Origin of the sequence: Bifidobacterium crudilactis, assembly GCF_000738005.1 — a bacterium.
In the GTDB taxonomy this organism is placed as follows: Bacteria; Actinomycetota; Actinomycetes; order Actinomycetales; family Bifidobacteriaceae; genus Bombiscardovia; species Bombiscardovia crudilactis.
This window is the reverse complement of sequence record NZ_JHAL01000002.1, coordinates 956,466-976,497: the sequence shown is the minus strand read 5'-3', so window position 1 is coordinate 976,497 and position 20,032 is coordinate 956,466. Positions and strand designations below refer to the sequence as shown.

The 20,032-nt window shown below is 57.8% G+C and carries 17 protein-coding genes and 1 tRNA gene; 12 read left to right on the top strand and 6 right to left on the bottom strand.

The features are described 5' to 3' along the window. Window positions 1–9: 9 nt before the first annotated feature. From mfd to DB51_RS10050, 7 genes are all read left to right on the top strand, one after another. The gene (gene mfd / locus DB51_RS06345) at window positions 10–3,582 is read left to right on the top strand and encodes a transcription-repair coupling factor (protein WP_432762353.1); all 3,573 of its coding nucleotides are present in this window, start codon (window positions 10–12) and stop codon (window positions 3,580–3,582) included. Between the two features lie 259 nt (window positions 3,583–3,841). Beyond that, a complete protein-coding gene (gene eno / locus DB51_RS06340) occupies window positions 3,842–5,137 on the top strand; it encodes a phosphopyruvate hydratase (RefSeq protein WP_034252637.1) in 1,296 nt (431 codons plus the stop codon). 95 nt (window positions 5,138–5,232) lie between these two features. Continuing rightward, window positions 5,233–5,766 (top strand): FtsB family cell division protein, encoded by a 534-nt coding sequence (locus tag DB51_RS06335; protein WP_084674600.1) that lies wholly within the window; start codon window positions 5,233–5,235, stop codon window positions 5,764–5,766. A 51-nt stretch (window positions 5,767–5,817) separates the two neighbouring features. Then, window positions 5,818–6,360, top strand: a complete 543-nt coding sequence (locus tag DB51_RS06330; protein ID WP_034252635.1) for a DUF501 domain-containing protein — start codon at window positions 5,818–5,820, stop codon at window positions 6,358–6,360. Window positions 6,361–6,654: 294 nt separating this feature from the next. After that, window positions 6,655–7,665 carry a Ppx/GppA phosphatase family protein gene (locus tag DB51_RS06325; RefSeq protein WP_034252633.1) on the top strand — a complete coding sequence of 337 codons (1,011 nt, stop codon included), beginning with the start codon at window positions 6,655–6,657 and terminating at the stop codon, window positions 7,663–7,665. A gap of 29 nt (window positions 7,666–7,694) precedes the next feature. Continuing rightward, window positions 7,695–7,778, top strand: a tRNA-Leu gene (locus DB51_RS06320). Between the two features lie 28 nt (window positions 7,779–7,806). Beyond that, window positions 7,807–8,064, top strand: a complete 258-nt coding sequence (locus DB51_RS10050) for an AIR synthase family protein (protein WP_084674599.1) — start codon at window positions 7,807–7,809, stop codon at window positions 8,062–8,064. Window positions 8,065–8,200: 136 nt separating this feature from the next. Here the strand turns inward: DB51_RS10050 and DB51_RS06310 are convergent, their stop codons facing one another. Continuing rightward, window positions 8,201–8,776 (bottom strand): virulence RhuM family protein, encoded by a 576-nt coding sequence (locus tag DB51_RS06310; protein WP_051867339.1) that lies wholly within the window; start codon window positions 8,774–8,776, stop codon window positions 8,201–8,203. Window positions 8,777–9,316: 540 nt separating this feature from the next. On the opposite strand from DB51_RS06310, the gene DB51_RS06305 reads away from it, so the two are divergent. The 3 genes from DB51_RS06305 to DB51_RS06295 all read left to right on the top strand — a co-directional run bounded on the left by DB51_RS06305 (window position 9,317) and on the right by DB51_RS06295 (window position 10,991). Further along, window positions 9,317–9,892 (top strand): hypothetical protein, encoded by a 576-nt coding sequence (locus DB51_RS06305; protein ID WP_051867338.1) that lies wholly within the window; start codon window positions 9,317–9,319, stop codon window positions 9,890–9,892. A gap of 96 nt (window positions 9,893–9,988) precedes the next feature. Then, window positions 9,989–10,396 (top strand): FKBP-type peptidyl-prolyl cis-trans isomerase, encoded by a 408-nt coding sequence (locus tag DB51_RS06300; protein WP_034252627.1) that lies wholly within the window; start codon window positions 9,989–9,991, stop codon window positions 10,394–10,396. A gap of 115 nt (window positions 10,397–10,511) precedes the next feature. Then, window positions 10,512–10,991: a GreA/GreB family elongation factor gene (locus tag DB51_RS06295; protein ID WP_034252625.1), complete on the top strand. Its 480-nt coding sequence runs from the start codon at window positions 10,512–10,514 to the stop codon at window positions 10,989–10,991. A gap of 131 nt (window positions 10,992–11,122) precedes the next feature. Here the strand turns inward: DB51_RS06295 and trhA are convergent, their stop codons facing one another. Continuing rightward, window positions 11,123–12,001: a PAQR family membrane homeostasis protein TrhA gene (trhA, locus tag DB51_RS06290; RefSeq protein ID WP_034254017.1), complete on the bottom strand. Its 879-nt coding sequence runs from the start codon at window positions 11,999–12,001 to the stop codon at window positions 11,123–11,125. Between the two features lie 184 nt (window positions 12,002–12,185). Here trhA and DB51_RS06285 point away from each other — a divergent pair, with 184 nt between their 5' ends. After that, a complete protein-coding gene (locus DB51_RS06285) occupies window positions 12,186–13,679 on the top strand; it encodes a sensor histidine kinase (protein WP_034252624.1) in 1,494 nt (497 codons plus the stop codon). A 184-nt stretch (window positions 13,680–13,863) separates the two neighbouring features. Here DB51_RS06285 and DB51_RS06280 read toward each other — a convergent pair whose 3' ends face one another. From DB51_RS06280 to DB51_RS06265, 4 genes are all read right to left on the bottom strand, one after another. Beyond that, complete coding sequence (locus tag DB51_RS06280) at window positions 13,864–14,142, bottom strand: WhiB family transcriptional regulator (RefSeq protein ID WP_033495370.1); 279 nt, start codon at window positions 14,140–14,142, stop codon at window positions 13,864–13,866. A gap of 133 nt (window positions 14,143–14,275) precedes the next feature. Continuing rightward, window positions 14,276–16,372 carry an FtsK/SpoIIIE domain-containing protein gene (locus tag DB51_RS06275; RefSeq protein ID WP_051867337.1) on the bottom strand — a complete coding sequence of 699 codons (2,097 nt, stop codon included), beginning with the start codon at window positions 16,370–16,372 and terminating at the stop codon, window positions 14,276–14,278. Between the two features lie 142 nt (window positions 16,373–16,514). Further along, on the bottom strand, window positions 16,515–17,852 hold the full coding sequence (locus DB51_RS06270; RefSeq protein ID WP_034252622.1) for an LCP family protein: 1,338 nt from the start codon (window positions 17,850–17,852) through the stop codon (window positions 16,515–16,517). Between the two features lie 69 nt (window positions 17,853–17,921). Then, window positions 17,922–19,355 (bottom strand): LCP family protein, encoded by a 1,434-nt coding sequence (locus DB51_RS06265; protein WP_434735141.1) that lies wholly within the window; start codon window positions 19,353–19,355, stop codon window positions 17,922–17,924. Between the two features lie 279 nt (window positions 19,356–19,634). Here DB51_RS06265 and DB51_RS06260 point away from each other — a divergent pair, with 279 nt between their 5' ends. Beyond that, window positions 19,635–19,985, top strand: a complete 351-nt coding sequence (locus tag DB51_RS06260; RefSeq protein WP_084674596.1) for a WhiB family transcriptional regulator — start codon at window positions 19,635–19,637, stop codon at window positions 19,983–19,985. Window positions 19,986–20,032: the final 47 nt, after the last annotated feature.

Sequence of the window (20,032 nt, the reverse complement as noted above, 5' to 3'; positions counted from 1 at the left end):
AAGAACACGGTGACCTCACGCACGTCCGCATCCGATAAGGACGCGGGTACCCGCAACATCGCCTTGAACTCCTTGCATGATTATCTTTCGGTGCTCGACGGCGATCAGAGCTTCCATGAGCTGCATCTCGGGAAAGTGGAGGTGCCCGATTCGGACACCGACCCCAGCCTGACCATAGCCGCCGCACAAGGCGTTCGGCCCGCTCTCGTCGCCGCGGTCTCGGAGCGTCAGACGGTTGTTCTGGTGGTGCCTTCCGGGCGCGAAGCCCTGGATATGGCGGATGCATTGCGTTCATGGTACGGCGGCGATCCTGATGACATCGCAGTTATGGAGGCGTGGGAAACCCTTCCGCATGAACGGCTTTCCCCCCGTGCAGATACCGTCGCCTCCCGCATGGCCGTATTCCGACGCCTGGCGCATCCCGAAGCAGGGGAAGGCATGTTCCGCCCGATCCGCATCCTCGTGATGCCGGTGCGTTCCCTCATTCAGCCGGTGGTCTCGGGACTTGGCGATGTGGAGCCGTTGGTGTTCCGCATGGGTGCGGACCTGGGTCTTGACTCGGCGGTGGATCGTCTGGTGCAGAACGCCTACAATCGTGTTGATTTGGTAATGGATCGTGGAGAGTTCGCCGTTCGTGGCGGCATCCTGGATGTATTCCCTCCCACGGCCCCTCACCCGCTTCGCATCGAATTCTTCGGCGACGAGGTAGACGGCATCAAAGAGTTCAACGCCGCGGACCAGCGTACTTACGGCGACGACCTGCCGAGCGTATGGGCCACGGCGTGCAGGGAGATGCAGCTGAACGATCGGGTGCGCGCCCGCGCCAAGGAACTCATCGGGCAGATTCCCAATGCGGACGATATGCTTGAATCCATATCCCAGGCCATACCGGTGGAAGGAATGGAGTCCTTGCTGCCTGCCTTGGTCGATCAGCTCGACTCAGTCCCTGACCTGCTGCCCAAACACTCAGTGGTGATGCTCTGCGACCCCGAGCGTCTGCGAAGGGCTGCCGAGGACCTGTCGAAAACGGCGAATGAATTTCTGGCGGCCAGCTGGCATGTGGCCGCGTCCGGTCATGGCTCCGGTGCTCCGATAACCTTCGATCAGGCAAGTTTCCTCGATTTCGATGAGGTCCTGAGCTCCATAACCTTCTCGGAACGGGAACTGTGGAAGCTCACGGATTTCAGCGTGGACACCTCGCGTCCCGGGCATATTCGCATAGACGCCGAGCAACCCGATGAATTCCGTGGCGTAGAGTCACGTGCGAATGCGGGTATCAGAGCCTTGATCGATGCGGGACTCCAGGTGACCGTGACCTCGCCTGCGCAAGGAACATTGAACAGGCTGACACGTGTGATTCATGAGACCGGAATCACCGAGTTCCGTGCTGTCCGTTCATTCGCCCGTGACGGGTTCATCGACGCCAAGGCCGGACTCGCATTGCTGACGGAACGTGACCTCACCGGTCACACCAGTGCCTCGCAGCAGACGAAAACGCCGAAACGCCGCCGTAAGGCCATTGACCTGATGGAGCTCAAACCAGGTGACTACGTGGTGCATGAGCAGCATGGCATCGGACGCTTCGTGCAGATGCGGCAGCGCACCGTAGGGCAGGGCGCCAACAAGGCGCAGCGCGAATATCTGGTCATCGAATACGCTCCCAGCAAGCGCGGGGCCCCAGCCGACAAGCTCTTCATCCCCACCGACCAGTTGGATTTGGTCAGTAAATACATCGGTGCGGCGGTTCCCAAACTCAACAAGCTGGGCGGCGGCGACTGGGCGGCGACAAAGGCCAAGGCCCGCAAGCATGTACGTCAGATAGCCGAGGACCTGGTCAAGCTCTATTCGGCGAGACAGCGCACGGAGGGCTTTGCATTCAGTCCGGACACGCCTTGGCAGAAGGAACTGGAGGATGCCTTCCCCTACCAGGAGACGCCGGACCAGTTGACCACCATCGACGAGGTCAAGCACGACATGGAACGTGCCATGCCGATGGATCGGCTGATATGCGGTGATGTGGGGTTCGGCAAAACCGAGATAGCCCTGAGGGCCGCCTTCAAAGCGGTTCAGGACTCCAAGCAGGTGGTGATTCTGGTACCTACCACGCTGCTGGTGCAGCAGCATTTCGAGACCTTCACCGAACGCTTCGAAGGTTTTCCGGTGCGCATCGCGGCCATGAGCCGCTTCCAGACGGCTAAGGAAATATCGGCTACAACCGAGGCTCTGGCCGACGGCGGCATCGACATCGTGATAGGCACGCACAAGCTGCTGAATCCTAAAATCAAGTTCAAGGACCTTGGCCTAGTCATCATCGACGAGGAGCAGCGATTCGGCGTTGAACACAAGGAGACCTTGAAAGCGCTGCGCACCAATGTCGATGTGCTCAGTCTTTCTGCCACGCCAATTCCGAGAACCTTGGAGATGGCGGTCACTGGAATCAGGGAGATGTCCACGCTGGCGACGCCACCCGAGGACCGTCTGCCGGTGCTGACCTATGTGGGTGCCTATGAGGACGCGCAGGTAACCGCTGCGGTGCGGAGGGAACTGCTCAGAGGCGGCCAGGTCTTCTACGTGCACAACAGGGTCGAGGACATCGCCAGAACCGCCGCGAAGATCACCGAGCTCGTACCCGAGGCGAAGGTGGGAATAGCCAACGGCAAGATGGGGGAGAAGCAGCTCGACGCCGTCATACGTGACTTTTGGCGCAGAGACATCAATGTCCTGGTGTGTACGACGATTATCGAGACCGGTCTCGATATCTCCAATGCCAATACCCTGATCGTCGACCACGCCGATCGTTTCGGACTCAGCCAGTTGCATCAGCTCCGTGGCCGAGTGGGTCGCGGACGCGAGCGCGCCTATGCGTACTTCCTCTATGACCCGGCCAAAACCATGACCCAGACCGCTCATGACCGTCTGGCAACCATCGCGCAGAACAGTGCCCTGGGTTCAGGTTTCGACGTCGCCATGAAGGACCTCGAGCTCAGGGGGACCGGTAATCTGCTGGGTGACGAGCAGTCGGGCCATATTGAGGGCGTCGGATTCGACCTCTACATTCGCATGGTCTCCCAGGCCGTGGCGCATGTCAAGGAACCGGACAAGCAGGAAGATGAATCGGTCAGCATCGACCTTCCGATCGAAGCGTCCATCCCCGTGTATTACATCGATTCCGACAAACTCAGGCTTGAGGCGTATCAGAAACTTGCGGCCGCGCACAGCGAACAGGATCTGGACGATTTGCGCGAGGAACTTGCCGATCGCTACGGGAATCCGCCGCAGGAGCTGGAAGTGCTGTTCGACATCGCCAGACTCCGGGAGAAGGCCAAGAAACTCGGCATCGGGGAAATCATCGCTCAAGGCCGCAACGTGCGTGTCGCGCGCATTGACCCGCCTGAATCGGTGATGATGAGACTGCAGCGAATCTATTCGGGATGCCAGTATCGTCCGGTCACGCATACCCTGCTCATTCCCGCGCCCTTCGCTGGTTCTCTTGGCTCGTCGGCGATGGATTCTCCGGCAGTCATGACATGGGTGAACCAGTTGCTGGACGATTTGGCCTGGACTCCCAGAAAAAACTCCTGAGGCATGTGTTTGTGTAGGGATTGTCGCCGTGTTTCGTGATGTGCCCATTGGAAATGGCGGCATTCAGGCATGCATGTTGCCGGTCCTCTGCCAAATCCCTACACAAACGGCACAAGCGGCCATGCGAGTGAGCTTGCCGACTGCGAGCTGCACCTGCTGTGAGCGCTCACACGAATATTCCTCCCGTGCGTGGTCATCGTCCAACAAACGCACTACGCTGGATACCGACAGCACAACACACATGTCTTAAGGAGAAGTTGTGGCAGCAATTGAAAGCGTTTATGCACGCGAAATTCTTGACTCCCGTGGCAACCCGACCGTAGAGGTAGTTCTTGAGACGGAGGACGGGGCACAAGGCCTCGGACTCGTTCCCTCAGGTGCTTCAACCGGTGAGGCCGAAGCTTGGGAGCGTCGTGACGGCGACAAGTCACGCTATCAGGGCAAGGGCGTCCTTGATGCGGTCAAGGCCGTGAACGAGATCATCGCACCGGCCGTCATCGGTCTGGATGCCACCGACCAGCGTGCGCTTGACGAGACGATGATCGAGCTCGACGGCACCGCGAACAAGGGCAAGCTGGGAGCAAACGCCATCCTCGGTGTTTCCCTCGCAGCCATCTATGCGTCCGCAGAGTCCGCCGATCTCCCTCTCTACCGTTACCTCGGCGGCACCAACGGACACATCCTGCCCGTGCCGAACATGAACATCATGAACGGTGGAGCACATGCCGATTCCAACGTCGACATCCAGGAGTTCATGGTGTCCCCGTACGGTTTCGACAGCTACAAGGAAGCCCTTCGCGCAGGCGTCGAGGTCTACCACACCCTCAAGGGAGTGGTGAAGGAACGCGGCCTGAGCACCGGACTCGGTGACGAGGGCGGCTTCGCGCCGAACCTGGATTCCAACGCCGAGGCACTTGACCTCATCGTCGAATCCATCGAGAAGGCCGGCTACAAGCCAGGCGAGCAGATTGGCCTGTCCCTGGATGTCGCTTCCTCCGAGTTCTACGACAAGGAGACCGGCAAGTACCTCTTCGAGGGCGAGCTGCGCGACGACGATTGGCTGCTGGAATACTACAAGGGTCTTGTCGAGAAGTACCCGCTGGTCTCCATCGAGGATCCTTTCCAGGAAGAGGACTGGACCGCATGGCAGAAGATCACCGCAGAACTCGGTGACCGCCTGCAATTCGTCGGTGATGATCTGCTCGTCACCAACCCGAAGCGCCTGCAGAAGGGCATCGACCTCAAGGCCGCCAACTCCCTGCTGGTCAAGCTCAACCAGATCGGCACCGTGACCGAGACCCTCGACGCCATCGAGCTGGCAACCGCCAATGGCTTCACCTCCATGGTCTCCCACCGTTCCGGTGAGACCCCGGACACCACGATCTCCGATCTCGCCGTCGCCAAGAACACCGGCCAGATCAAGACCGGCGCTCCTGCACGTGGTGAGCGCATCGCCAAGTACAACCGTCTGCTGGAGATCGAGGAAGAGCTCGGTTCCGTCGCACAGTACGCTGGCTACAATGCGTTCAAGGCCTGCAAGAAGTACATCAAGTAGCTTCGGCTATTCATGGTGATACCGGATTGATTCCGGTGCCGCTGTGAGCATACCCGCCACACTCCGAGTCGAGTGCGGCGGGTATTTTCATGAACATGGCATCTTCAACGGCAGCAGGGAATCGCAACGAGCATACTCCGGATGCGCGGCCTCCGCGCTCGTCGAAGGAGAGGGGAACTGCCGGGCCGATTTCCTTCTTCATCGCCATGATCATCGTGATTCTCGCTTCTATCGAATTGGTATCGACCTTCCACACCTATGCCATTAATCTTTCCCAACTCAACAGTCTGCGCAAGCAGGAGGCTTCCCTGATCGCACAGAAGCAGGAATTGGAAAACAACATCAACCGTTGGAACGACGACGCCTACGTCACGGCCCAGGCTAGAGACCGTTTGGGATTCGTGTTCGCGGGGGAGCAGGCCATCAGGGTGCTGCACCCCGAAGCGGTCACAGGTACCGCAGCTGCTAACAACAGCGGCAATTCCGGCAAGGATAGCAAAGAAGACAAGCCCTGGTATCAGGAGATGGCATCGGCGTTTGAAAAAGCCGATAAGGGCAGCGGCACGAAGAACTCTGCGAAAAACGATAAGAGCACCGCGGACAGTGACGGAAACGACGGCCAACAGTAGACGGTTATCAGGTACTGAGGGATTTGCACGCAGTTACGGAATGGGGTTTTGATGAAGGTCGAGGAGCTTGTGGATTCGGCGTTGGAGAATCCGGCAACACCCGAAGATGTGGATACTGTGACACGGCAGTTGGGCAGATACCCCCGAGGAATGGTTGCTGTCGGCGCACGCTGCGTCTGCGGCAACCCACTTGCCGTGATTACCAGACCCCTGTTGGAGGGTTCTGTGCCCTTTCCTACCACGTGCTACCTCACCAGTCCGGAGGCGGTCAAGGCGGTATCTCACGTGGAAGCCGAAGGGGATATGCGTGGATACAACGATATGCTCGCCGACGATGCCGAGATTGCTCAGGAATATGTCAAAGCGCATGGGGCGTATCTGGCTTTCAGACATGCCTTGGCTTTGCGGCTGGGCGATGACGAAAGCCATATTCAGGGAACCAGTGCCGGAGGTATGCCGGTCAGAGTGAAGTGTCTCCACGCCCTGGTTGCGCAGAGCCTGGTGATGGGCGAGGGAGTCAACCCGATTGGGGACCGGGTACTGTCCCAAATCGAGGACGAGTTTTCACCCACGGTGTGCCGTTGCGGGCTCTAGACAATGGGCTCCGGCCATTGGATACTCGACAGTGAATTTTAGACATTGGGTTCTAGACATTGGGTTCTAGGCAGTGAGCTATAGAATGTCCTCAGAGGTGACCTGCAGTCGGTCAAGCATCATGATGCGAGTTCACGGTGATGCGGCGGAAGAGCACAGCTTGGCTTGGTGAGCGGCTGCTGGCGGAATCGGCTGTGTGGCTGCTGATGCAGATAGATGAAGGACGTATCAAAACAGTGGTCCATCGCCGGACGCGGTGGCGAGCGGCGTCGTAATGGTAAGGGAGTTGGCTGTATGAGTTCAGTGACTGTGGCGGGAATCGATTGCGGAACCAATTCGATTCGTCTTATGGTGGCCGAAGTCGACGAGCAGGGGTTGCATCCGGTCGTACCAAGAATGCTCAGGGTCATTCGATTGGGGCAGGATGTTGACAAGACGCACCGTTTTTCCGCCGATGCATTGGACAGAGCATATGAGGCGGCTCAGGAATTCGCGGAGGTCCTGGGACGGCACCGCGTCGATGCACTGCGCTTTGTAGCCACCTCGGCCACCCGCGATGCTGCCAATCGCGAGGAATTCGAGGACCGTATCGAAAGCATTCTGGGAGTGCGTCCTGAGGTCATTCCCGGTTCTCAGGAGGCCGAGTTGAGTTTTCTGGGAGCCACAAGCATGCTGTCGTCCACACATGACCCCAAACCTCCGTATCTGGTGGTTGACCTTGGCGGGGGGTCGACGGAACTCGTTATCGGGGGAGACGGAGTCACATCGTCCGAGAACAAGGTTCGAGACGCTTTCTCGATGAATATCGGATCGGTGAGAATGACCGAACGCCATTTGCTCGACGATCCTCCGAGCGAAGCGCAGATAGAAGCCGCGAAACAGGACATCAACACGCATATCGACGAGGCTTTTACCCATGTCGATGCCGCATCGACAGGAACCATCATCGGGGTGTCTGGTACGGTGACCACGATGAGCGCGTTGGCGATGGGTCTGGACAGCTATGACCGTGCTCGCGTGGATGGAGCGCGCATCGCTTTCGACCGGGTCATGGATGTCGACAATCGGGTATTGCGGATGAGCCGGGCGGAACGCGGCGAGCTGCACGCAATCCATCCGGGAAGAATCGATGTGGTCGGTGGTGGAGCTCTGGTCTGGAATGAGGTGCTACGTCGCGTCAGCGAGGCCGCGGCTGCCAAGGGCACGATTATGGACTCGTATATAGCCAGTGAGCACGGCCTGCTGGACGGAATCGTGCTCGATTGCGGTCGTCGTCTGCTCGAAGGCGATGCGGACGTGGCATAATACTCAAGGTGACCGTTGTCGGTCGCACTGCCCCCGTGGCGAAATGGTAGACGCTGCGGACTTAAAATCCGCCGCCGCAAGGCATGTGGGTTCGATTCCCACCGGGGGCACCAGCTTTACTGCCCATTGATATATGAGCACGTGGATGAGCATGTGCCCGAAGTGTCGGAGGTCCTGCGCTTCATGGTTGAGCAGCAGAAAATGGGCATGAAGGAAGCCTGCGACACCTTGAATATGGGTATCGGATATGTCGCCATCGTCAAACCTCACGATGTCGACCAGGTCTTTGAGACTGCTCGTGTGGCGGGATTCGAAGCATTCGATGCAGGTGTTGTCGAGCGTGGAGAACAAGAGGTCATCGTCCCCGAACTCGGTATCTCATACCACCATGATGAGTAGGGTTTTTAGGAAGATGCGTTCCATGTTAGGTAAACATGTGATTGGTGGTTCTTGGGCATCCTGATGCCGAGAGTTCCAATCATGCGATTAGGTGACGCCATGGCTCGGAAGTCTTGGGATTGCGAAGTGTGCACGCTCATGCTTGGAGAACTGTATTGTGACCCGGTACTGCGTTTTGGTTAGTGCCGATATGACTCCTGACCCAGTTATCACGCAATAGCTCCAGTCCGGGCAAATACATGGCGAGAATGTCCACCGAGCCGGACACCAACTCATCCGTGGCACGACCCAGAATCCGTACCACCTGACCAATCTGATCCAAGCGTTGCTGATTGACTGCATAGCCTTTGACGAGATAATCGCGCAGCCGATCGGTTGCCCAGATGCGAAAACGAGTGGCAGTCGCAGACTTCACACGGTATCCCACGGATAAAATGGCATCAAGGTTATAGAGCATGACATGTCTGTTGACTCGTCTGCTTCCCTCATTGCGAACTTGTAAGAAATCCTTACTGGTTGCCTCTTCATCGAGTTCGCCCTCGTTGAAGATATTGCGAAGATGCATGGTGATATTTTCACGAGTTGTTCCGAACAACTCCGCGATTTGTTGTTGGCTCAGCCAAACAGTCTCATCTTCGAGGCGTACTGTAATCTCTGTCGTTCCATCATCCTGGTGATACAGAATGATTTCACCTGTTGGTTCGCTGCTCATCAATCACCTCCTGGGGCTTCTGTCATTGCTTATGGTATTTCGCATGAACGATACGGGGCTAAAAGACCGCAGGTCTCATTTCCATGCTTCCCGTGGGTGGCATGGCATGGCCTGTTACTCAGAGAAAAACAGCTCAGAGAAAACCCCTGAACGATTGCATTGGGGACTTTCAGAATGAGGGTCGGTTGGTGGTGTTGCCCTCGACCAGGATGCCCCATTGCGGCAGCTCGGGTATGTAGCGCATGCCGGCCAGGATTATAGGGGATGACTTTGGCAACAACGACGCGTCACCGTATCCTTCGCACTGGATAGGTGTCGTGTCACAAGCATTGAAGCACCGGAACCTCTTGATTGGGATGTGCAACCCTTTCGACTGGTCGCCAGGGCGGTGCCGACATATGCGGTGTGTAGTATTTGACTGTGGTTCGCTGATGCCGGCCGCCGAGCGCCCAGGTATCCGACGAATGAAACCTGACGAATATGCGTGTCTTCTGCGCGTATTCCTGCCAAGTTTACGGAATCAACGGAAAGAGGTGCCGCATGGCGCAGACATCAGCTCACAATCGTGTGGGGGAGCGGGAATCACGGCAATGGCCGGATATGCCGACGCAGGCGGTTATCGCCGCCGGAATCATGTGCGTGCTCGAGATTATATGCGCCCCGCTCTATCTGGCGATGGCTCCGCAACACAGCATCGCGCTGATTCCCTGGGCGGCCGTGGCGTGTCTGCTGGCGGTCGGTTTCACCTATACCGTGGGGTTTGCGCTGCTGTGGATTGCCGATGTGCTGGCAGGACGTGTTCGGGAGCGGCTTGGTCCTCTGGTGTTCGGTGTTGTAGGTCTGGTGGGTTTCCTGATCTGGGGATACTTCGTCGTTCCCTCGGTTTTTGACTCGTTGGTGACGCCTCTGGGAGGTTCGGCCCTTGCCGGGTCACAGCTCTGGGCGGTGGCGTTCAATTGCGCGGTTATCGGTTTTGTCGCTTTCGCCCTGGGGCGTTTTCTCAGCCCGCGTGCCTCATATCGTGTGGTCCCGTTGATTGTCGTCACGGCTGTTACCGTGTTGCTTGCGGCACTGGGAATTTTCTATCTCAGCGCAATGTACTCACAGCTGTATTAAGGTGACCCGCAGGAAAACCGATTACGCCTTGGAAATTGTATTGTGCGGCGAAAAACGCTAACGTATACACTCATATGCGACCAAGAAGGAGAAATAATGGCAGATCAGAGCATGCCGACAGTAAATGCCGAGTTCGGTGCACAGCCGACCATCGAGTTTGACGGAGAGGCTCCGAGCGGACTCAAGGTCGTGGAGCTCGTCGAAGGCAATGGTCCCGTGGTGCGCAAGGGAGACACGGTGACGGTGAACTATCACGGCGTCACCTGGGGTTCGCAGGAGGTCTTCGATTCGAGCTTCCAGAGGCATCAACCGGCAAGCTTCGGCATCGGCGTGGGACAGGTCATCAAAGGTTGGGATCAGACGGTACCGGGCCATAATGTCGGCTCTCGTCTGGTGGTATCCATTCCACCGGAGTACGGCTACGGCTCCCAGGGTGTCCCGCAAGCAGGCATCGGCGGCGACGATACTCTGGTCTTCGTGATCGACATCATTTCGACGCGCTGAACGCAACTTTCAACCGAACGCTGGGCGCCGGTGAATCCGGCGCTTTTTTCTATATGCTGTTCGGGTCGACAAAAGGTATAGACTATCACCTCAATGGATAGTTCAAGGAGGAATCATGGCAGAGGAAAAGACCATTCTGCTGACGCAGGATGCATACGACAAGCTCAAGCAGGAACTTGCCCGTCGCGAGGGTGAGATTCGTCAGGAGATCACCGAGCGCATCGCAGCTGCCAGAGCCGAGGGAGATCTGAGCGAGAACGGTGGCTATCAGGCTGCACGTGAGGAGCAGAGCAAGAACGAGGGACGTATCAACGAGCTCATCGTGAAGCTGCGCAACACGAAGATTCTCAAGGCTCCGGAGGCTGGAACCGTGGGTAACGGCTCGGTCGTCGACCTTGAGCTTGCAGGGAATAAAATGACCTATGTGCTTGGTTCGCGGGATATCGCCGTTGCCACGCATTACGATGTCATCAGCCCCGAATCGCCCATCGGAGCGGCCATCAATGGCGGCAAGTCAGGGGATGAGGTTTCCTACAAGGCTCCGAACGGCAAGGAGATATCCGTCCGCATCCTTGATGCAAAACCATTGGAGTGAGGTGGCGGACCGCAGAGCTCTAAGGCATCTGCGTCATACGCTTAGATAACTGCACTACAAGGACAGCAATACGCTAAGAATTCTTGGCGAAAGCTGTCCTTGTAGTGCAGTTATCGTATTATGCGGGTGCTTTACCGAATGTTGCACACCACGAGGAATATCGCCACCACGTGGCAGGCGTACCCGGCAACCGTGCCGCAGTGGAATATCTCATGGAATCCGAATACCCTGGGCCATGGATTCGGCCAGCGTAGGGCGTATACGACTGCTCCTGCGATATAGCAGATGCCGCCTGCGACGATAAGCCAGACAACTGCAGGTCCGGCGCTGGGGGATTGCCAGAACAATCCCAGGAAGCCTACTCCGGAAACGCCGAAGATGATGTAGACCACGGTGTACAGCCATCGTGGTGCGCTGATCCATATGACATGGACCAGCATGGCGACCGCGGTGCAGGACCACAGTCCGATGATGATGACCCGTTGCCAAGCGAGCGAGAGTGCGAATGCGGCGGGAGTATACGTGCCTGCGATAAGCAGGAAGATGTTGACATGGTCGATTCGTCTGAGCAGGTCGGTTGTTTTCGGCGACCAATCGCCCAGATGGTATAAAGCCGAATTGCCGAACAGAATGAGCGAGCAGGCCATGAACACGGCGCACGCCCACTTGAGCGAGGTGGTGGGGCTCAGGCAGATGAGCACGATGCCGGAGGCGAGTGCCAGTGGGGTGGTTACCGCGTGAATCCATCCGCGAAGCAAGGGCTTCGGGCGGCCATGGACGTCAAGGCGTACTCGTGTCTGACGTGGTGGGTCTGAAGGCGTCCCTTCAGAGGTGGTGTCGCTGCCTGCGGTCTCTTCGAGACTGGACGCTTTGGCGTCGGCCTTGTCGATGATGCGCTGTGCTCTGATTCTCGCCCGTTCGCGAATGGTTGTTGCGCGCTGCAGCGCCACCGCATCGTGGGTGTGTGCGGACTTCTGGATGCCGGAGTTCGTGGACGTCTGGGATGACATGCGCTCTGCCAAGTCCTCACTGCCGGTTTGAGGCTCTGGACGTCTTGCGCTCATGTGTGCCGCCTTTCATATCTAAGCTACGGTAACGTAACCTACGTTACCGTAGCTTACAGGATGATAAGTGCTTTTTCCTGTGAGTGTCGCGCAAGCTCGAAAATTGGTCCCCGGTCTTATGATGGAGAGCATGGCCGATTTCACTCACATCCTTGCCACCCGCCCTGATTTCAATAACGAAGATCGCGAGTGGCTGCATCATCTGGTTGCCGACTGGCAGGTCATCGCCGATCTGAGCTTTGCCGACCTGCTGCTGGTCCTGCAGACGGGAGACGGGCATTATGTCGTTGCCGAACAGTGCAGACCTTCGACCGTGATGTCACTACGCTCGGAGGATGTCGTCGGTACGAGAATCACGCCTTCTCTTACCGCGGAGCTCGATGCGGCCATGGAATCAGAATCCATCTACCGTTCGAACACGCTGCGCACTCGAGGCAGGGCCGTGGTCTGTGATGTCTATGCTCCTGTCAAGCATCAGGGCAAGACCCTGGGACTTGTGGTGCGCGAGACCAATATGGCCACACGGGAGTCGAATGGTCGATACGAATCGGAAAGCATCGACGCGGGCAAGGAATTATTCGAAATGATACCCCGTGGGCAGTTCCCGTACATCGATTCGGTGCTGAACCAAAGGCATAACGCCAGGGTGTCGGATGGATTCATCATTCTCAGCGCCGAAGGCATCGTGAGGTATGCCTCGCCAAACGCCATCAGCTGCTTCAGAAGACTGGGGTCAATCGACACCATGCAAGGCCGGTATCTCAGCGAGATAGGCACCTCGCTGATTCGTGAGAACGACCCGGTTCCCGAATCCCTGCCACTGGTGCTGAGCGGCAAGGCCGCAATCGATTCCGAACTTGACGCGAGCCGTTCGGCCGTATCCATACGCTCACTGCCGCTGATCAACGATTCAGGACGCATCGGAGCGGTTATTCTCTGCAGGGATGTGACCGAGCTGCATAGACGTGAGCAGGAGTTGAAGACCAAGGACGCCACGATTTCCGAGATTCATCATCGGGTCAAGAACAATCTGCAGGCCGTTTCCGCATTACTGAGACTTCAGGCAAGACGCACCAAGCTGCCGGAGGTGCGCAAGGAGCTGGAAGAGGCTCAACGCAGGGTGCAGACCATAGCCGTGGTCCATGAGGGTCTGAGCCAGACCGCCGATGAGGTCGTTGACTTCGACAAGGTCATTTCGAGTCTGCTGAAGATGAGCGTGGACCTGGCGACCACGCAGGAACAGCATATCCGCATCTCCTTCATGGGCAAGTTCGGTATGATGCCTGCACAGGATGCCACACCGTTGTCACTGGTGCTTACGGAGCTGGTGACCAATGCCGTGGAGCACGGCTTCGAAGGTAGGGACGAGGGCAACATCACCATATCCGTAGGCCGTGGAGGAAACAATCTCAGCGTGGTCGTCGAGGATGACGGGAATGGATACAGTTCGGAGTCGGCGGGTGGCCTGGCTCGCAGCAGTGGTTCGGGCCTGGGTACGCAGATCATCAACACCTTCGTCACCAACGATTTCGGAGGCTCGGTGCGATGGGAGCCAAGGCGTGAAGGCGGCACCAGGGTGGTGCTGAACATGAAACTGCGCGCAGCGCAGGAGTCTGCGGTGTAGTCCGTTTTCAGTGTCGGAGAGGTCTTCTGGAAGATAACTGCACTAAAAGGACAGTAATTCGGTAACAATCCACCCGAATTACTGTCCTTTTAGTGCAGTTATCTCATTCGCCGCTTATATGATTAGGGCCGTGAACCGCCATCGGCGGCCCACGGCCCTAATCGGCATTGCTCTGCTGTGCGTATCAGGCTTGCATCTGCATCGCCTGTGAGCGACGAGCACGCATGGCCCGACGTTTGAGCGCACGACGTTCATCCTCGCTCAGGCCACCCCACACGCCGTAATCCTGGTTCGTGTCAAGGGCGCATTTCAAACACGCGTCAATGACCTTGCAGGTACGGCATACGGCCTTCGCCTCTTCGATCTGCTGATACGCAGCTCCGGTGTTTCCGACCGGGAAGAAGAGCTCGGGATCCTTATCGCGGCATGCTGCCTTGGCGCGCCAATCAAAAGCACTACTCATTGTCGCCTTCTTTCGCTTTCATTACCCGGCAAATCCGAGTCCTTACATAGGAAAGCACGAAAATGGCGACTTTTCAAGACCTAAGGCGGGCTGTGCGTGCTCGGCGAAGGATTCCGCCGGCCTCGGAGACACTTCATTCAAGCTCCAATGCAACGGCTGATGACGGCCGTTCACCCGGCCGGGCAAAGCCCACACACTGCAAGGCAACGGCGTTGCCGTTCCTCATGATGAAGCCGCGGCCAGGCAGTCCGAACTCATCTTTGCGCATCACGGACAACAGGCATCGAGGGATACCGGACATCACGTCCCTGTCGTGTTCGCCGGTGGGGAAGACGATGCGCCATGGAAAACTCTCGCTTCTGGGTAGCTGTGACATGCTCTCGCACGTGAATACCACGCTGACATCATCCGATTGCAGGACACGCTGAACACCTGCCGATGCCAGCGGATGGTCGAAACGATGAGAGACGTCACTCGCCGTATCTATCAGTATGACGGTGAATCTTCTGCGCGAGGTCGAATGCTGAGTGGATGCGTGGAATTCGCCGATGATGACTTCGTCTGGTCGTTGCAAGCACGTCGGCGATTGCGGCTTGGGAACGCCGTCTGAAGCGATTGCGTCGTTGGTGTGAGTGGGTATGGCACGGATTGTTCCGGCAATGGCGTCATAGTCCTCGATGTTGGTGACGTCGACGCCTTCCTGCTTGCGCAACTCTGCGGCGATGACCGCAAGCAGAGAGCTTTTGCCGCTGCCGGGCGGTCCGATGACCGCGACGTTGAGACCGTCGAAGCGTAAGGTGCAAAGTCTCGTCCTCATACCGTCGTCCTGCAGACCGATTCTGGCGGTGGGTACCTTGGCCTGCGTGCTGCCGTCGGTCGTCGACGAATCGACATCTAGGAGCATATCGGCGTGGAGCAGATGCGGGAGCGGGGGAGTGAACAGCTCCTGCGGACGGTTATGGCGGAGGAAACGGCACGCCGTGTTCATGGCGAGTATCAGGCGTTCGGGCTGGCGAACAGTCAATCCTCTGAACACATGAAGACCGTTCGCGTCACGGCAGTAGGCGTAGCCCGCTGCTGTTCCGGGAAGTTCCGTTGCAATGGCGTCACCGAGAACATCTATGGATTGCATGGCATCCTGCATACGCAGGCAGATACGCAGCGCGATATTCGCCTTGATCTGGGAGCTTATCTGTCCGAGAGGATGCTGGGTGCTCAGGATGATATGCATACCCAGCGAACGGCCCAGGGATGCGATGCGTCCAAGCCGCTCCTCGGCATCGGGCAGTTGCTGGTGGAGGGCGTGAAACTCGTCCACGACGATTACCACCCGAGCAGGAGGGTTCTTGAGTTCCTCATAGGATGAAACCTGAAGACGGTGCAACAGCAGTTCACGGCGTCTCAGTTCCGCTTCGATGCCGTTCAGGGCCCGAAGCGCGTGCGACAGATCCAGGTCGGAAACGCATCCTACCGTGTGTGGCAGATGGGAGAGCGTGCGGAAGGTCGCACCTCCTTTGAAATCGAGTAGCACCAGATTCAGAGCGCGCGGCGAGTGACGAGCCGCCAGGGCGAGACACCAATGATGCAGCAGCACCGATTTCCCAGAGCCCGTTGTTCCTGCCACCATGGCGTGCGGACCATGCTTTGGCAGACTGATGTCAAGGCTCCCGCAGGAGGTCATGCCGAGTGGCACCGCATGGTCGGTTTCGATGGGAACAGGTGTTGCGGAGAGTCCAGCAGCGCCGACATCGCAGGAGCCCATCCATAAGCCCACAAGTCGACGCCAGAGTTGCGAGTCTGTGGTAAACGGGCTCAAACCAAGTTCCTCGTAGAAACTGCCGAGAGGGATGTCAGTGACGCGCGCCTCGTTCTGCGTGCTCTGGTCCGATTCCGCACCAGGGGAATCCGAGACGCCCACGACCGTGGTTTCGGAGTCGGAGGCAGAATGCTTTGCACCTCCCGTGGAGTGAGCGGAGGGAATCAGCTGTGCAAGATATCCGCATATCACCGGTAAGCCGGTGACCGCCATAATCCAATGTCCCTGGTGCACCGCATACATCAGAATCAGCAGCTGACTGAGAAGCGGCAGCGCCCCGTATAGTACTGATGTACCTGTCGAAGGATGAACAGGACGGCTCTCAGCGGCGGCGTTGGCCGTGGTCGTGTTCGAAGCCGGTGAGTCATCGGTACCCCCGAGAGGGGCTTTTCTGCGTCGGTATGAGGAGGTCATGCATTGCATTGTCACCTAACCGAGGTGCGACAGGCAGCCAGCTGTACCGACTGTGCGCCGATGTGCCCGCCACAGTCTCGATGTGCATGCGTGTGGCCGTAGACAGCGAACGAAGACGGAGGCCAGGCAGGATCTGGTGCGGTTAGTCCTGACCGCCTACGGTGCCCGCTGCGTGGGCTCCGTTCGCGAGTTGGGCGAACAAGGTGAGATTGCGGTTCTTGTCGAGCTTCACTGTGGAGCCGACTCCGCCGCCTGGATAGTAATCCGGGTCGGTCCAATACACGCTTCCGGTGACCCCTTCGCCACCCGATGCCGCCTTGAACGCGAGGGCCATCTGCAGCAGAGTCCATGGATTCGTCTTGTCGTCGACGACGATGGCCGACAGCGCGGCGGTGGCTAGCTTCTTCGTGCCCGAAATGTTCATCAGCGTCGAGGGTTTGCTGGCCTTCGACACAATGGCGGCTATGACCTGCCGCTGGCGTTTCGCTCGTCCGAAATCACCCTGGGGGTCCGAATACCTCATACGTGAGAAGGCCAGGGCCGTGGCACCGTCCGCGATATGGCATCCAGCGGTCCAGTCCAGTCCGGAATACGCGTCCTTCACCGTGCTGTCGTAGCAGAGTTCAACCCCGCCAAGTGCGTCGACGACCTTTTCCAGCCCGCCGAACTTGATCATCGTGACATGGTCGATTTTCTGGCCGCTGATGGTCTCCACCTGCTCCACAAGTGCTTTGTAGCCGAAGAGTTCCGCGACCGCATTGATTTTCACATTGGTGTTATGCGTGGTGACGAAGGAGTCTCGTGGTATCGAAATCAGCGAGCTGGGGCCGCTTTTCGGCTTCGTGAGCACCAGGATGGTGTCGGTGCGGAATCCTGGAGCGTCTGCCGTCGTGCCTGTTCCTGAGGTGCCGTCGCGCTCGTCCGACCCAAGAATCAGCCAGGTTGATGCCGGAGTATCGGCGGCGTCGGTGAGCATGTCCTTTTTGTTAAGCTGCCCGTTCACCCAGCTCCACAAGCCGATGCCCAGCAGGGCGAAGAGGATGATGAGCACCACCAGAATGCGGCTGATGATTCTGCCTGCGCCGTGCTTCTTGGGATGCGACTTGTTTGAGGATTTGAGGGCCGAGGGTTTTGCCGACGCCGTTCGGCCATGGGCATCATGACTGCGGGTATTGGAGGTTTTGGCATAGGTGCCGTTGCCTCTGCCGCTGAGATTCGTGGAGTTCGCACGTGCCCTGCTCGAGGATGGGGTATTCCCTGTACCGATGACACGGGATGAGCCGCTTGTGCGTTGCGGACGTCGTGCGGGGGATGGCGAGCTTCCCTGCGTGCTCGATCTGTGGCGCGGAGAAAAGCTCGGTGGTTCGGATGCCGAGCCGTCCGTGGCAGGCCTGTGCATCGCCGGATGCCCTGTGCCACGTGAAGGCATGAAACTGGGAGGGTTGTCCCATGTTTCGTTATCACCGGATTCCTGCACCATGTAACCTCCGTCGTAAAGACTCTGCAGAAACAAATAACACAGTGCAGTGTGTGGGTGGTGTTGGGGGTGCTATTCCTGCGCAGGAACGCCACATACCGTGGTCTGCAGATACCTGTCGGCGATGCCGATGTACTGGCCGGTGTTCGCATCGCGTATCGTTCCGGTCTCTGGGTCGACGATGCCGCCGGTCGCCGGGTCTATCAACTGGCCGGATGCATCGGTGATCAGTCCGGTCTTGGCGTTGACGCTCGATGAGGCGCTTGCCGAGCTGCTCGACGATGCTTCGGTGCTCGCCGAGGCGCTGCTTGATGCTGAGCTGTCTGCCGAGGCTGACGAGGAGGCCGATGCCGAAGCGCTCGGAGTGCTTGTGCCTGCCGTGCTCTGCGTCAATGGGATGGCCTGCTGGAACTTGGCCCAGACCTCTTTTGCGGAACTCGACCAGACCACACGGTTGGGGTCCGAAGGCGCAGCTTTGATGGGGATGGTCTGCGCATAGATGTGAGAGGAGTTGATTTTGGACAGGCTCATGGCCAGACCGGCGAGACCGGTGGTGCTTGCCAGTCCCTCGCTGAGCTGCAGGGACGAGATTGCCGCTTTCGAAAGCTGGTAGAGCTGTGACGAGTTCGTCAGCAGATTCTTCGACAAGGCCTCATTGAGCAGTGCTTTAACCAGATACTGCTGTCGTGTGGTGCGCATGATGTCAGACCCGTCGGTGCCGGTTCCGTGCCGCATCCTGGCGTATTGCGTGGCCTGAAGTCCCGAAAGATGCTGGTAGCCCTTCGACAGGGTGAGATTGGTGTATTTGTCGGAAACGTCCTGGGCAATGCACACGTCTACTCCGCCTATGGCATCGATCATGCTTTTCAGCCCGCTGAAATCGACGACGATGAAGTTGCTGATATCCAGTCCGGTCAGCGCGTTGACCGCCGTCAGCGTGCAGCTCGCAGCCGAGGCGATGTCTCCTCCTGTGGAGTATCCGGTGGCGAAGATGGAGTTGAACATGACGTTGTACCGTGCAGGTACCGTCCCCTTGGTCGTCTGGCAGCTGGGGGCGTTCACGAGCGAGTCTCTGGGAATCGAGACCAGATTGATATATGACCGGTCGGCAGAAATCTGCATGACCATTGCTGTGTCTGACTGGTGGTTCTCGACGGTGGATGAATCGGCCCCGCCGATGGAGGCGTTTTCCGCACCAGATCGTGAATCCTGTCCCAATATCAGAATGTTCAGTGTTTTGCCCGCATACTCATCGACTGTGGTTGGGGATTCCTTGTCTCCGTTTTTTGAGAGGACGGGAATGGATTTTTCATGGATGAGTCCGTCAATATCCAGATACGTCGCCGCCGCGAAGGTGCCGCCGAAGGCCAATACGGCAAGGAGGACGGAGACCACGACGCTCAGTGCACGGTGCTGTGAGATGTAGCCGTGGCTGTGCTTGGGTTTGGAGGAACTGCCTCCACTGACATTAGGCAGTTTCGCATTCCGGGTGGTCCGTGACGTCACTCTTGCGCCTCCTGACATAACACAGACGTGGCATTCATCCATGCAAACGAAGTCTCTCGACTATATAAACCCTTAGATTGTATGTTATGTACCATTCGGGAGTCTGAATAGATGCTGATAGAGGGCGAAGTTGCCCATAATGCGCACATTTGCCATATAACACGAAATCTCGCAAATGTGAGTATTGACACAGCTGAGAATTTGACTTTATCTAGTCACACATGTGTAATTTAACAAGTACAGTGGGCGTTTGTCCTCTGCGATTGAGGGGGGTTCGACATGTGGAGAGTCGTTGATGACGCGGCGCATGATTCCGCTGACGAATCTGCAGATGCACTGTCGTCCGAGAATGCACTGACGTCCGAAAAGGGACTGTGGGGCCTCTTCGCTCCCGATACCGATCTGTCCTGGCAGCACGAAGCCCTGTGCGCCCAGACCGATCCCGAAGCCTTCTTCCCCGAGAAGGGCGGGTCCACCCGTGAGGCCAAGAAGGTCTGTGCACGATGTGAGGTCCGTGAGCAATGCCTGCAATGGGCAATCGACCATGACGAGCGTTTCGGCATATGGGGCGGTATGAGCGAGCGTGAGCGCAGGCGCTACAAGAAAGCGCGTTCCCAAGAACAGATCTGAGCTCGGCAGGGTGCTTCCGGCATGACGGCATCGGTCATGCGTACACT

Bases quoted from the DNA above. Each gene is read 5' to 3' on its own strand.
- DB51_RS06335 (WP_084674600.1), top strand. From the start codon at position 5,233: ATGGCATCTTCAACGGCAGCAGGGAATCGCAACGAGCATACTCCGGAT.
- DB51_RS06330 (WP_034252635.1), top strand. From the start codon at position 5,818: ATGAAGGTCGAGGAGCTTGTGGATTCGGCGTTGGAGAATCCGGCAACA.
- DB51_RS06325 (WP_034252633.1), top strand. From the start codon at position 6,655: ATGAGTTCAGTGACTGTGGCGGGAATCGATTGCGGAACCAATTCGATT.
- DB51_RS06310 (WP_051867339.1), bottom strand. From the start codon at position 8,776: ATGAGCAGCGAACCAACAGGTGAAATCATTCTGTATCACCAGGATGAT.
- DB51_RS06305 (WP_051867338.1), top strand. From the start codon at position 9,317: ATGGCGCAGACATCAGCTCACAATCGTGTGGGGGAGCGGGAATCACGG.
- DB51_RS06300 (WP_034252627.1), top strand. From the start codon at position 9,989: ATGGCAGATCAGAGCATGCCGACAGTAAATGCCGAGTTCGGTGCACAG.
- DB51_RS06295 (WP_034252625.1), top strand. From the start codon at position 10,512: ATGGCAGAGGAAAAGACCATTCTGCTGACGCAGGATGCATACGACAAG.
- trhA (WP_034254017.1), bottom strand. From the start codon at position 12,001: ATGTCATCCCAGACGTCCACGAACTCCGGCATCCAGAAGTCCGCACAC.
- DB51_RS06285 (WP_034252624.1), top strand. From the start codon at position 12,186: ATGGCCGATTTCACTCACATCCTTGCCACCCGCCCTGATTTCAATAAC.
- DB51_RS06280 (WP_033495370.1), bottom strand. From the start codon at position 14,142: ATGAGTAGTGCTTTTGATTGGCGCGCCAAGGCAGCATGCCGCGATAAG.
- DB51_RS06275 (WP_051867337.1), bottom strand. From the start codon at position 16,372: ATGACCTCCTCATACCGACGCAGAAAAGCCCCTCTCGGGGGTACCGAT.
- DB51_RS06270 (WP_034252622.1), bottom strand. From the start codon at position 17,852: ATGGTGCAGGAATCCGGTGATAACGAAACATGGGACAACCCTCCCAGT.
- DB51_RS06260 (WP_084674596.1), top strand. From the start codon at position 19,635: ATGTGGAGAGTCGTTGATGACGCGGCGCATGATTCCGCTGACGAATCT.